The 13,093-nt window shown below is 56.7% G+C and carries 9 protein-coding genes; 7 read left to right on the top strand and 2 right to left on the bottom strand.

Going from position 1 to position 13,093, the window contains the following annotated elements; all coding sequences use genetic code 11:
- Positions 1-19: 19 nt before the first annotated feature.
- On the bottom strand, positions 20-1,534 hold the full coding sequence (glpK, locus tag JUE67_RS01220; RefSeq protein WP_203625948.1) for a glycerol kinase GlpK: 1,515 nt from the start codon (positions 1,532-1,534) through the stop codon (positions 20-22).
- A 371-nt stretch (positions 1,535-1,905) separates the two neighbouring features.
- Here glpK and clpB point away from each other — a divergent pair, with 371 nt between their 5' ends.
- From clpB to JUE67_RS01195, 5 genes are all read left to right on the top strand, one after another.
- Positions 1,906-4,509 (top strand): ATP-dependent chaperone ClpB, encoded by a 2,604-nt coding sequence (gene clpB, locus JUE67_RS01215; RefSeq protein WP_203625946.1) that lies wholly within the window; start codon positions 1,906-1,908, stop codon positions 4,507-4,509.
- A gap of 157 nt (positions 4,510-4,666) precedes the next feature.
- Positions 4,667-4,861 (top strand): 50S ribosomal protein L32, encoded by a 195-nt coding sequence (gene rpmF / locus JUE67_RS01210; RefSeq protein ID WP_125696843.1) that lies wholly within the window; start codon positions 4,667-4,669, stop codon positions 4,859-4,861.
- A 205-nt stretch (positions 4,862-5,066) separates the two neighbouring features.
- On the top strand, positions 5,067-5,609 hold the full coding sequence (locus tag JUE67_RS01205; RefSeq protein ID WP_203625944.1) for a DUF1836 domain-containing protein: 543 nt from the start codon (positions 5,067-5,069) through the stop codon (positions 5,607-5,609).
- Between the two features lies 1 nt (position 5,610).
- On the top strand, positions 5,611-7,176 hold the full coding sequence (locus JUE67_RS01200) for a bifunctional metallophosphatase/5'-nucleotidase (RefSeq protein ID WP_203625942.1): 1,566 nt from the start codon (positions 5,611-5,613) through the stop codon (positions 7,174-7,176).
- A gap of 201 nt (positions 7,177-7,377) precedes the next feature.
- The gene (locus JUE67_RS01195) at positions 7,378-8,235 is read left to right on the top strand and encodes a hypothetical protein (RefSeq protein WP_203625940.1); all 858 of its coding nucleotides are present in this window, start codon (positions 7,378-7,380) and stop codon (positions 8,233-8,235) included.
- A gap of 153 nt (positions 8,236-8,388) precedes the next feature.
- On the opposite strand, the gene JUE67_RS01190 is transcribed toward JUE67_RS01195, so the two are convergent.
- Positions 8,389-8,586 carry a YjzD family protein gene (locus tag JUE67_RS01190; RefSeq protein ID WP_125696847.1) on the bottom strand — a complete coding sequence of 66 codons (198 nt, stop codon included), beginning with the start codon at positions 8,584-8,586 and terminating at the stop codon, positions 8,389-8,391.
- Between the two features lie 97 nt (positions 8,587-8,683).
- On the opposite strand from JUE67_RS01190, the gene JUE67_RS01185 reads away from it, so the two are divergent.
- Both JUE67_RS01185 and pfkA read left to right on the top strand, forming a co-directional pair.
- Positions 8,684-12,010 (top strand): DNA polymerase III subunit alpha, encoded by a 3,327-nt coding sequence (locus JUE67_RS01185; RefSeq protein WP_203636929.1) that lies wholly within the window; start codon positions 8,684-8,686, stop codon positions 12,008-12,010.
- An 88-nt stretch (positions 12,011-12,098) separates the two neighbouring features.
- Positions 12,099-13,058, top strand: a complete 960-nt coding sequence (gene pfkA / locus JUE67_RS01180) for a 6-phosphofructokinase (protein WP_125696882.1) — start codon at positions 12,099-12,101, stop codon at positions 13,056-13,058.
- Positions 13,059-13,093: the final 35 nt, after the last annotated feature.

Genomic DNA, 13,093 nt, shown 5'->3' with positions numbered 1-13,093 from the left:
CTCCTATTCTGCGAGGTGGTCAGGCTTGCGGGCGGTGCTTGAATGAGCGCGTTGCCGCAACGGCTTCTTGCCAGCCGGCGTACAGGTCGTTGCGCCGCTCCTCTGGCATTTGCGGGGTGAACGTCTTGCCGACCTTGAAAATATGCTGCAATTCATCGGTGTCTTGCCAATACCCAACTGCAAGCCCCGCCAGGAAGGACGCGCCCATCGCGGTGGTCTCAAGATTCGCCGCGCGGTCGATCGGGGTGTTCAACAGATCGGCCTGGAATTGCATCAGGTAATCATTGTTGGCGGCACCACCGTCGACACGCAACGCCGGAATCGCGATGCCCGTATCTTTTTCCATGGTGTCCACAACGTCGCGAGTCTGGTAGGCCAGTGCCTGCAGCGTCGCCTTGATGAAATCGTCACGGGTCGTCCCACGGGTCAGGCCAAAGACGGCGCCTCGTGCATCTGGATCCCAGTATGGCGCGCCGAGACCAGTAAAGGCGGGCACCACATAGACTTCATCATGGCTGGTCGAGGCCTTCGCCGCGTCTTCGGATTCAGGGGAGGTGTGAACCAGTCCCATGGAATCGCGGAGCCACTGAATGGCACTGCCGGCCACAAAGACGGAGCCTTCAAGGGCATAGGTGACCCTGCCGTTGATGCTGTAGCCAATCGTGGTCAGCAGGTTGTTGGCGGACATGGTCGGCGTCTCGCCGGTATTCATCACAATGAAGGAGCCGGTGCCGTACGTGTTTTTCACCATGCCGGGCTGCAAGGCGAGCTGGCCAAACAAGGCGGCCTGCTGGTCCCCGGCCATCCCAGCGATTGGGACACTGCTCCCATAGAAATGATAGGGCAGGGTCTCGCCATAAACTTCCGAATTGCCCCGGACTTCAGGCAGCATCTTCTTTGGAATGTTCAACAGGGAGAGAATCTCGTCATCCCATTCCAGGGTGTGGATGTTGTACAGCATCGTCCGGCTGGCGTTGGTGTAGTCGGTGACGTGAATCGCGCCGCCAGACAATTTCCACGAAAGCCAGGTGTCGATGGTCCCAAACAGTAGCTCACCTTTTTCCGCGCGTTCCTGCGCGCCAGGCACGCGGTCGAGAATCCAGCGAATTTTGGTCGCTGAGAAATACGGGTCGATCAACAGGCCAGTTTTCTCATGAATCATGTCGCCGTGGCCGTCTTTGCGCAGCTGGTCGGCAATCTCGCCGGTCTGGCGGCTTTGCCAAACGATCGCGTTATAGATCGGCAGGCCGGTCTCTTTGTCCCAGATCACCGTGGTCTCACGCTGATTGGTGATGCCGATGCCGACGATCTGTTTTGGCTGAATGCCAGAGCCGATGAAGGCGTTGGCGATGGTCGAAAGGACCGCGTTCCAGATCTCGTTTGCGTTATGCTCCACCCAGCCAGGCTGAGGGAAATATTGGGGAAATTCGCGCTGCGCATCAGCGACGGTTTTACCCTCATGGTCGACGATCAGGGCGCGGGTCGAAGTGGTGCCTTCGTCGATCGCCATGATATAGGAAGTGTTCTCGCTCATAGCTAGTGCTCCTTTGTTTATATTAGTATTCGAATACAAATCTAAGTGTAAGCGCTTTAATGGACCCTCGCAAGAAATATGCTTGCGTTCTAATTATTATCTTGTTCACAAGCCAGTCACGCACAAACTAGGGATGGCGTGCCGTCGTCCTGGATTACTTTTTCCGAATATAGGTTTAGCGGTTAAAGATCGGTGAGAAGATGAGAGAAAGGCGCCGGAACCCGCTCCGCCCTAAGGCTGATTTTTGTGCAAACAGGGGTGTTTGTCCATATTTGACCTTTACTGACCAATTGCATCCTGCTAGACTATTTATGATGACGAGGGCAATGCGGTACACTGAAGGCAGGCCCAATCGTAAAGGAGGAACCCTGATGAATCCGGATAATCTCACACAAGCTGTGACTGAAGCACTGGCGGCGGCACAAAAGATCGCACAAGTGCGGCACCATCAAGATATTGATATTCCTGAACTGATCAAAAGCATGGTCCAAACTGGCGACCTCGGCGCGCAGCTTTTTCAAGAAGCCGGCATCGACCTGGATGGCTTAAACGCGGTCATCGACAAGGCGATCGATGACGAATCCGTTGTGGAAGGCGCCAGCAGTTATGGCCAAAACATGAGCCAGAACCTGTTTCAGCTGTTCCAGGACGCGGACAAGATCAAAAAGAGTTTCGGGGATGAATTCATCGCCAGCGAAGCCATTTTGCTGGCGCTATTTGACCAGCAGTACAACCCGATCACCCAGTACCTGACCGCTAACGGCCTGACACAAAAGGCGTTTCGCGCGCAGATCGAGAAGATGCGTGGTGGCCAAAAGGTGACATCCAAGAACGCCGAGAATACTTACAAGAGCTTGGAAAAATACGGCACCGACTTGGTCAAAGAGGCGCGGTCCGGCAAAATGGATCCGATCATCGGCCGCGACGACGAGATTCGGGATGTGATTCGCATTTTGTCCCGCAAGACAAAAAACAATCCGGTCCTGATCGGCGAACCTGGTGTCGGTAAGACGGCGATCGTCGAAGGATTGGCCCAGCGCATCGTCAAGGGCGACGTGCCGGACAACCTCAAAGACAAGACGATCATCTCGCTGGACATGGGCAGCTTGCTGGCCGGGGCGAAATACCGCGGCGATTTTGAGGAACGACTGAAGGCTGTTTTAAATGAAGTGAAGAAAAGCGAAGGCCAGATTCTGCTGTTTATCGACGAGATCCACACGATCGTCGGCGCCGGCAAAGCCGAGGGCGCGATGGATGCGGGCAATCTTCTGAAGCCGATGCTGGCGCGCGGCGAACTGCATCTGATCGGCGCCACCACGCTGGATGAATACCGCGAGAACATCGAAAAGGACAAGGCGCTTGAGCGGCGGTTCCAGCGTGTGCTGGTGCAGGAGCCAACCGTCGAGGATACGATCTCCATTTTGCGTGGGCTCAAGGAGCGCTTCGAGATCTTCCACGGGGTGCGCATCCATGACTCCGCGCTGGTGGCGGCGGCAACGCTGGCCAATCGCTACATTACGGACCGTTTTTTGCCAGACAAGGCGATCGATCTGATCGATGAGGCCAGTGCGAATATCAACGTTGAAATGAATTCGCGGCCGACGGATCTGGATGTGGCGGAGCGGCGCCAGATGCAACTCGAGATCGAGGAGCAGGCGCTGAAAAAGGAGACCGATCCGGCCAGCCAGAAGCGCCTGACGCAGACGCAGGCCGAGCTCGCAGACACCAAGGAGCAAGTCAACAAGCTCAAGGCGCAATGGGACGCGGAAAAGAAAGACATTAACCAACTCAACGAGAAAAAGGCCGAGATCGACAAAGCCAAGCACGAGCTGGAAGATGCCCAGGCGCGCTATGACCTTGAGGCGGCAGCCCGCTTGCAGCACGGCACGATTCCGCAACTTGAAAAAGAGCTCGAGACGATGGAACAGACGGACCGGCCAGACAGCTGGCTGGTACAAGAATCCGTCACGGAAAATGAGATCGCCGCGGTGATCTCTCGGCAGACTGGCATCCCTGTCACCAAGCTTGTGGAAGGCGACCGCGCCAAGTTACTGCATTTGGCGGATAACGTGCATCAGCGGGTGATCGGCCAGGACGAGGCGGTTCAGGCCGTGTCGGATGCGGTGCTGCGCTCGCGGGCCGGCCTGCAGAATCCGAGTCGGCCACTGGGCAGTTTTCTCTTCCTTGGACCAACCGGGGTCGGCAAGACGGAGCTCGCCAAAACGTTGGCCGAGGCACTTTTTGACTCCGAGAAGCACATGGTCCGCATCGACATGTCGGAATACATGGACAAGATCTCCGTGTCCCGCTTGGTCGGCGCGGCGCCTGGTTACGTCGGCTACGAGGAAGGCGGCCAGCTCACCGAGGCCGTTCGTCGCAATCCGTACACGATCGTTTTGCTCGACGAGATCGAAAAGGCCCATCCGGATGTCTTCAACATTTTGCTTCAGGTGCTGGATGACGGTCGGTTGACGGACAGTCAGGGACGCACGGTCGATTTTAAAAATACGATCATCATCATGACCTCTAATCTCGGCTCCGAAAGTCTGCTCGACAGCATGGCCCAGGACGGGTCGATCACAGACGTGGCCAAGGCGACCGTGATGACCCAGGTCCGCAGTCACTTCAAGCCGGAATTTTTGAACCGAATCGATGATATCATCATGTTCAATCCACTTTCACTCGCGGATGTGGAAAAAATTGCGGTGAAGGATCTCGCGTCCTTGAGCAATCGGCTGGCGGATCAAGAGGTCACGCTGGACGTCACCCCGGCCGCCCAAGAGTGGCTTGCCGACAAGGGCTACGAACCGGCGTATGGTGCGCGCCCACTGCAACGGCTGATCACCACGGCAGTCGAAACGCCGCTTGCGAAAAAGTTGATCGCAGGGGACATCTTGCCGCAAAGTAAGGTCGAGATCGGGGTCAAAGACGGCAGTTTGACCTTTACCAGCACGACCGCCGCGCCCACGGTCTAAGAAAAATGCTGTTAAGGTATTGCCTTGACGCCCGTTTTTTAGTAAGATAAGTCATGCTGTGGTGGTCAAATGACCGCCATCGGGTGTCCGGCCGCTTGCAATTTTGGCCGGGTCCGGTATAGTAGTAAAGAAATCTAAAGCAAAAGGGGTTTTCCTCATGGCAGTTCCAGCACGCAGAACATCCAAGACCAAGAAGCGTATGCGCCGCGGCCATATCAAGTTGAATGTGCCTAACCTGCAATTCGACGCGACGACCGGTGAATACCGCGCATCTCATCATGTTTCGCCAAAGGGCTTCTACAAAGGCGCCCAAGTCGTTAAGCCAGCAACAACCGACAGCGACAACGCGTAACAACCAGACCGCATCCTTCCGGGGGTGCGGTTTTTTTGTGGGGTTTGGGGGGAAAGAAGGGGCACCGCGAAGTAGCCGTGTGGGCATATCGCGATGAGTGATCGCCTAATATACGCTAAAATCAGCTCACATAGTCTCGCACACCAGATGTCATGGTATAATCAAGATAAGAGACCCGCGTATGATGCGGTGAGGAGGAAAACAAATGGCTGAAGAAGAGATCTTCACGTTATATCTAAAACGCCTGCAGCAGGCAAATCTGCCGCGCTGGACGGACTTGCCACAATTTGACCTGTACATGGATCAGATCGTGCAGTACGTCAACGAGATCATCCACCCATTGGGACTGGATGACCTGACGCCGACAATGGTCAACAACTATGTGAAAAAAGGTGTGATCCAGCCGCCAATCAAGAAAAAGTACAACCGCGACCAGCTGGCCAACGTGCTGGTGATCGCGATGCTCAAGCCTGTTTTTTCACTCGACACCATCGCAGCGGGCATTCGCTATCAGCTGATCGAGCGCGAGCGGTGGCAGGCTTATGATGCGTTCATCCTGGCCTTCATTGGCGCCGTTCAGCAGGTCAATTCCGACTTCACCAGCGACGTCACGATCGCCAAGGTCAATAAGGAAGACACCGTCAACATTCAATCGGCGATGGTCAGCCTCGCGATCAACGCGGTCTTGGAAAAATTGCTCGTGGAATCCATGACGCAGGCGGTTCAGCCGCAAGAGAAGAAGGATTAACATGCAACTAACGATCTTGTCTACCAGTGATACGCACGGCTTTGTGTTGCCGACGACCTACAGCAAGCGCGGCGAGGACCAACCATTTTCCCTAGCCAAGGCAAAAACGGTGCTGGATGATCTCAGGCGCCACGCGGACGGGCCGACATTGACGATCGAAAATGGCGACTGGCTCCAGGGGTCGCCACTTGCGTATTTTGCCGCGAAGGTCCAGCCCGATCCGCGCCTGTTGACCGCCGCTTACGATGCGGTGGGCTATGATGCCGGCATCATCGGCAATCACGAGTTCAATTACGGCGCGGCGAACCTGCAAGACGCAATCGCAACGCTGAATTATCCCATTTTGTGCGCAAATATTTTGCGCGGGAAAAAGCCAGCGTTCGGCAAGCCCTATCAGATCTTTGAACGCGGCGGCGCCAAGGTGGCGGTGCTGGGGCTGACCACGTCTTACATTCCGCACTGGGAAGGGCCGGCCAATATTGAAGGCCTGACGTTTGTCGATGCGCTGCAGACCGCGAAAAAGTGGCTGCCACGCCTGCGCAAACTGGCGGATGTGGTGGTGATCGCGTATCACGGCGGGTTCGAGCGTGATCTTGAGACTGGCGAGCCGACCGAGGCCTTGACCGGGGAAAATGTCGGCTACGAACTCAGCCAGTTGCCAGGTGTGGATGCGCTGGTGACGGGGCATCAACACCGCGAACTGGCCGGCCTTGTCAACGGGGTGGCGACCACGCAGCCGGGCTACCGCGGTGAGGACGTCGGCAAGATCACGCTGACGCTTGCGCAGGAGGGCCAGCATTGGCGCGTGACTGACAAGCACGCCGAATTGGTGAAAACGGGCCATCAAGTGCCGGCGCCGCAAGTTTTGGCCGCCGTGGCGACCGTTGCCCCGCAGGTTGAGGATTGGCTTGATGCACCGCTGGGCCAGGTGATCAAAGGCGACATGACGATCACCGATTCGTTTCAGGCGCGGGTGGCGGAACATCCTTACATCGAATTCATCAACCGGGTCGAAATGGCGGCGACGGGCACGGATATTGCCGGGACCGCACTGTTCAATGACGATGGCCGCGGGTTTGGGCAGCAGATATCGATGCGCGATGTGGTCACCAATTACATTTATCCCAATACGCTGGCGGTGATGCGGCTCAGTGGGGCAGATCTCAAAGCTGCACTTGAGCAATGCGCGGAATATTTTTCCCTCGATGACCACGGCGAGTTGGCGGTCACACAGCGGTTCCTCCTGCCAAAGCCGCAGCAGTATAATTACGACATGTATCAGGGCATCGATTACACCTTGGATATCCGCCAACCAGTGGGGCGGCGCGTGGTCGGCTTGCGCTATCACGGCGCGCCGGTTGCACCGACTGCATTCTATGAAGTCACGGTCAACCAGTATCGCGCAGGCGGAGGCGGTAATTTTGCGATGTTCGATCAAAGCAAGATCGTCCGTGAAAATCAAAAGGATATGACCGAGCTCATCGCAAACTATCTGCGCGCGAATCCGAAGCTCGAGGCTACCGTGGACCACAACTTCAAAGTACAGGGTGCGCAGTGCGGCGCTTAGGTCTGAGCAGTTAGTCTGGCCTGGGTGCTTGATGGCGCTCTTGGCCAGCGAGCACCTAGGCCAGCTAAATGTTTCAGACCTGCCCCGCGGAGCCCAACCAAGGCGCAGGAGGCAAAATGTGACACGTAGTCACATTTTAGTTGCACAAGCGCGCGCGGCGGGTTATTCTTTCCTTCAGACCTTGTAAAGGAAGAGATTTTGATGAAAAAACAAAAAATTCTATTGGCAGCAACAGCCGGCCTGCTATTTCTGTTAGCGGGATGCGGCCAAAAGCTGGATACCAGCAAGACCACTTATCAGCAAGATGGCATGGTCGCGGTGATCAAAGGCAGTGCGTCCGGCCACAAGACGGTTTCGTATCAGGCGGATACCACCAGTGGCACGGCAAAGATCAACAGTGGCAGTTATGTGATCAGCATTCCGACCTCCACAAAGGCCCAGCAGGTCAAACTGACCGCCGGCGACACGACGAAGACCGTGACCGTGAAAGCGGCCAAGTCGCTGGGGACGTACAGCAAAGTTGCCGCCACCTTCAATCAGGCGATCATCGCAACGGCGCTGCCAAAATCCGTGCAGGCGCAGCTCAAGTCCGCGGCAACAGCCAAGCAGCCGACCAAAGCGGAACTGGCCGCAATGACGGAGGCCCAGCGCGCGGCCTTGGTCAAAACGCAAACAGAATTGAAGGCAGCGATGGACAAAGCCACTGCGGCGACCAAGGATCAGCAGCTGCCGACGAGTGTCGATGGCCTCAAGCAGGTCCTGAAGACCACGGGCGGCACCGTTCGCGTCAACGTTCAAGATGGTCAGTTGATGTCCGCGGTCGATATTGTGCCGATCAAAGCGCTGAAGGATAAGAAGCTCCAAGAGGCGTTTGGTGTGCAATTTGGCGTTTTGGCCAATGCGGTTGGCGCAGATGCGACCAAAGTCGGCAAGAAGTTCCAAGATGCGACCAAGAATGCCAACAGCAGTTCAACGACGATCGATACCATCGTCAGCAATGGCGTGAAGTTCGATGTCGGTTATTCGACCACAGAACTTTATATTTATTTAACGAAATAACGCGTCAGTCCCTCGCTCAATGTCGCCGCCAACACCTGGCTGCGAAGGAGCGGGGGCTTTTTTGTCTCCAAGCGAGAGGCGTCTTTTGCGCAAAAAAATAAGCCGACATCTGCAAACGCAGACGTTGACCCATTTTGGTTATTCTGTGGACATTCAGTCCTTTTTTTCCTTTGCCGGCTGCGGGGCGAAATGCTCCATGATTGGTGGCAGAAGGAACAGGATGAGCACGAAGATAATGCTGAAAATAAAGCTACTCTTCATGTCGAAACTGCTGCCGCCCAGGGCACTGACCAAAAAGCCAGTGACTTGCCCGAGCAGGATGCCCCAGAAAAGTGTCACGATATAGCGCATACTATCTCCCCTTTTCATTCGCTATCTTAACACGCTCGGGCAAGATTGCAACCGTGACATGCTTGCAGTCGGGTATAATGGAAGGTGAGGTGGCAATATGACGTTTACCCAATTACAAGTGATCAGTAGCTATAGCTTACTGAAAAGTCCATTGACGGTGCCCCAACTCGTTCAGACGGCAAAGGCGCGCGGCTATGACGCGATCGCGCTGACCGATCTCAATGTCGTGTATGGCATCGTTGAATTCTACAAAGCGGCGACCAAAGCCGGCATCAAACCCCTGCTCGGCCTTCATGTCGCGCTGGACACAGGGGATTGTTTGCTGATCGCCGAAACGACGGCTGGCTATCATCAGCTGCTCAAAGTCTCAAGCGCCATCAAGTTGGCCGATCACGCGCTGACCATCCCGGAGCTGCCCGCATTTTCCGGCTTAGCCGCGATCATCCCGGGCGCGGCCCTACTTGCGCAAGACGACGCGCGGGCCGAGCAGGTGCCGGCCGAGGCAAAAGTGGCCGCGATCGCCGACCGCCAGCCGGCCGACCTTTATCTGGGCGTGACGGCGGCCGACCTGACGACGGCGCTTCCTGCTTTTGCCCAGAGCCATCACATCCCACTGATCGCACTGGGCAATGTGGCGTATCTGGACCCGCAGGATGCGTTTTTGAAAAAAGTCCTCGAGGCGATCGACGACAACACGCTGCTTAATCAGCGCGATCCGACCCTGATGGATGCGGGCCCAGATTGGCTACCGAAACCGGAAGTCGCGGCCCAGCCGTTTGTGGATGCGGGCTTTGACAACGCACTGGCCGCGCAGGCGGCGCTTGTCGCCAAGATCGACGCCGAGATCGTCTTTCGTCAGCCCCAGCTGCCGCATTTTGCCACACCGGACGGGGAGTCGGCGAAAACCTATTTGACGACGCTGGCGGAAACGGGGCTGGCGAAGCGCTTTGCCGAACAGGCGGTGCCACAAGCCTATCAGGAACGGCTGGCGTATGAGCTCGGCGTGATCGACCAAATGGGCTTTGCCGATTATTTCCTGGTCGTGTGGGATGTGATTCACCATGCCCATGAAGTCGGCATCATGACCGGGCCGGGGCGCGGCTCGGCGGCGGGCTCGCTGGTCAGCTACGCGCTGGCGATCACCGAGGTCGACCCGCTCCAATACGACCTGCTGTTTGAACGGTTTCTTAATCCGAATCGGAAAAATATGCCGGATATCGATCTGGACATTCCCGATGACCGCCGCGCGGAGCTGATTCAGTACGTGCATGACCGTTATGGGGATGACCACATGGCGCAGATCATCACGTTTGGCACATTTGGGGCCAAGCAGGCGCTGCGCGATGTCGGGCGGGTGATGGGGCTGTCGCAGGGTGACCTCAGCAATTGGAGCAAGGCCGTTCCCAGCGACCTCCATATCACGTTGGCAGACGCGGTGAAAAAATCGTTGCCGTTGCGTAATCTCATCACGGACCGACCAGAAAATCAGCGGCTATTCAACATTGCCGTGGCGCTGGAAGGCCTGCCGCGCCATGACTCGACCCATGCGGCTGGCATCGTGCTGGCGCAGGAGCCGCTGACCGATACCGTGGCCCTTCAGACTGGCAGCGACAACATCGCCCAGACCCAGGTGCCCAAGGATGATGTCGAGGCACTGGGCTTGCTGAAGATCGACTTTCTTGGGTTGCGGAATCTCAGTATTTTGGCGGAAGCTAGCAAGCTTGTTTCGCGTCTGACCGGCAAGCCATTTGATCCGAAACAGATTCCGCTGGATGATCCGCCGACGCTGGCGCTTTTTGCCCGAGGGGACACCAATGGCGTGTTCCAGTTCGAAAGCGCCGGCATCCAAGCGGTCCTCAAGCAAATGCAGGTCAGCCAGTTCGAGGATGTCGTCGCGGTCAACGCCTTGTATCGCCCGGGGCCAAAGGATTATATCAACGAGTTCATTGCCCGCAAGCGTGGCGATAAGCCCGTCGTGTATCCCGTTGCGGCGCTGGCGCCAATTTTACGCAGCACATACGGCGTCCTCGTCTATCAGGAGCAGGTCATGCAAGTGGCTAGCACCATGGCCGGATTTTCCCTGGCGGAAGCGGACACGCTGCGGCGGGCGGTCAGTCATAAGGAGCAGGCGACCCTGGATGCGCAGCGCGCCAAGTTCGTGGCCGGCTCGCAAAACAAGGGCTACGACGCCCAGACGGCAGAGACCGTGTTCGACTACATCGATAAATTCGGCGACTACGGGTTCAACCGCAGTCACGCCGTTGCTTACAGCATGGTGGCCTGCTGGCTCGCGTTTATCAAGGTACATTACCCGACGGCGTTTTTCACCGCGGTGATGAATACGTCCTTCAACAACACCCCGAAATTGCGGCTTTACGTGCAGGAGCTGAAACGGCGAAAACAGCCGGTGCTTGGCCCGGATATCAATGCCAGCCAACGGTTTTTCACGCTTCAAGCAGACGGCGCGATTCGCTTTGGCCTGCTCAATGTCAAAGGGGTCCGCAATGATTTTGCCTCGGCGGTGCTCAGCGCGCGGCAAAGTGGGGCCTTCGCCTCGCTTCGGCAATTGCTTCAGCGGCTCGACGTGAAGTGGCAAAAACAAGAGATGCTGATGCCACTGATCGAGGCAGGCGCCTTTGACAGCCTGGAACCCAACCGCGCGGCGCTCGCGGCTGGGCTGGATGAATTGATCGACTCGGTGCGCCTGGCTGGTAATGATGTCGCGCTGTTCGCGGTGCTTCAGCCAAAACCGGTCGCGATCGCGGATTGGTCGGAAGGCGAGCGCATCGAGCGGCAGGCAGACGTGCTGGGTGTTTATCTCTCCGGCCACCCAGTCGATCGCTATGTCGCGCAATTGAGCGGGTTTCATCACATCACCCCGGTCGCGCAACTGGTCGAGGACAGCAAGGTCGAAGTCGTGCTGGTCGTGCGCCGCATCAAGCGCATCCGCACGAAAAAGGGGCAGGAGATGGCCTTCATTGACGGACAGGATGCGACTGGGGCCACCTCGGTCACGGTTTTTCCAAATCAATTCCAAGGTGTGGCCGATCTGGCTGCCGATAGCGTGATTCTGGTCAGCGGCCGCACCGAGATGCGCAACGACAACTTGCAGCTGATCGCGGACAGCGTGGTCAGCGGTGAGGCGGCCGTGGCGGCGTTGCCTGCGGGACAGCTATTCCTTCAGCTGCCTGGCAATGTGACGCAAACGGCGCAACGCGACTTACTGAAAGTTCTACGCGACCATCGCGGCTCGATTCCCGTGATCACTGTGAACGCCGCCAGCAAGGAATCCGTGATGCTTGCGCGGGCCTACTGGGTGCAGGCCGATGACGATTTATTGAGCCAGTTGCGTGCACAATTGGGCGAAAAGAACGTGGTGTATCGCTCAAACAAACAAAAAAGCGCAACAAACGTAAAATCTTGAACAATAGGCGACTTTTTTTCTGAAAAGTGTTATGATTTCTGTGTTTGGGGCCCCGTGGTCCTAAAAAGAATATTCATGAGGTGAAATGATGAAACGCATTGGGATCTTGACTAGTGGTGGCGATGCCCCGGGCATGAACGCAGCCGTTCGCGCCGTCGCACGCAAAGCCTTGCATGAAGGGCTTGAAGTCTACGGTATCAACTATGGCTTTGCTGGTTTGGTGGCCGGTGACATCTTCCAGATGGACGCGGCTTCCGTCAGCGATGTCATCGGTGTCGGCGGTACCATGCTTTACTCCGCACGGTACCCTGAATTTGCCGAAGAGCCAACTCAGCTCAAAGGCATCGAGCAGCTCAACAAGTTCGGCATCGACGCGCTTGTCGTGATCGGTGGCGACGGTTCCTATCATGGCGCACTGCGCTTGACCGAGCACGGCTACAACGCGATCGGTCTGCCAGGGACCATCGATAACGATATCCCTTACACCGACTTCACGATCGGCTTTGACACCGCAGCCACGACTGCGCTGGATGCGATCGACAAACTGCGCGACACCGCGAAGTCCCATGAACGCACCTTCGTTGTTGAAGTGATGGGTCGCGGCGCAGGCGATATCGCCTTGTGGGCCGGCGTTGCTGGCGGCGCTTCCGACATCATCATCCCAGAACACGACTATGACGTGAAAAAGGTTGCGGATCATCTGCGTTCGCAGCGTCAACGCGGCCAAAAGCACGGCATTGTTGTGATCGCTGAAGGCGTCATGAGCGCCGAGAAGTTCGCTGAGGAACTCGGCCAGTACGGCGACTTCCAGCTGCGTGCAACCACGCTGGGCCATGTTCAGCGCGGCGGCAGCCCAACCTTGCGCGATCGCGTTTTGGCTTCCCAGATGGGCGCCTATGCGGTCGAATTATTGATGGCTGGCAAGGGCGGCTTGGCCGTCGGTGTGCTTGACAACAAGCTTGTTAACCACCCGATGACGGACCTGTTCAACGCTAAGCATCACGCGGAATTGTCCCTGCATCAACTTGCGGACGATCTCGCTTACTAATTTTCGGCACCATCAATTTCTGGTAAATCTGACCT

This window comes from Lacticaseibacillus mingshuiensis, from assembly GCF_016861785.1.
In the GTDB taxonomy this organism is placed as follows: domain Bacteria; phylum Bacillota; class Bacilli; order Lactobacillales; family Lactobacillaceae; genus Lacticaseibacillus; species Lacticaseibacillus mingshuiensis.
The sequence above is the reverse complement of the archived record's forward strand: the minus strand, read 5'-3'. Positions and strand labels throughout refer to the sequence as shown.

Bases quoted from the DNA above. Each gene is read 5' to 3' on its own strand.
- glpK (WP_203625948.1), bottom strand. From the start codon at position 1,534: ATGAGCGAGAACACTTCCTATATCATGGCGATCGACGAAGGCACCACT.
- clpB (WP_203625946.1), top strand. From the start codon at position 1,906: ATGAATCCGGATAATCTCACACAAGCTGTGACTGAAGCACTGGCGGCG.
- rpmF (WP_125696843.1), top strand. From the start codon at position 4,667: ATGGCAGTTCCAGCACGCAGAACATCCAAGACCAAGAAGCGTATGCGC.
- JUE67_RS01205 (WP_203625944.1), top strand. From the start codon at position 5,067: ATGGCTGAAGAAGAGATCTTCACGTTATATCTAAAACGCCTGCAGCAG.
- JUE67_RS01200 (WP_203625942.1), top strand. From the start codon at position 5,611: ATGCAACTAACGATCTTGTCTACCAGTGATACGCACGGCTTTGTGTTG.
- JUE67_RS01195 (WP_203625940.1), top strand. From the start codon at position 7,378: ATGAAAAAACAAAAAATTCTATTGGCAGCAACAGCCGGCCTGCTATTT.
- JUE67_RS01190 (WP_125696847.1), bottom strand. From the start codon at position 8,586: ATGCGCTATATCGTGACACTTTTCTGGGGCATCCTGCTCGGGCAAGTC.
- JUE67_RS01185 (WP_203636929.1), top strand. From the start codon at position 8,684: ATGACGTTTACCCAATTACAAGTGATCAGTAGCTATAGCTTACTGAAA.
- pfkA (WP_125696882.1), top strand. From the start codon at position 12,099: ATGAAACGCATTGGGATCTTGACTAGTGGTGGCGATGCCCCGGGCATG.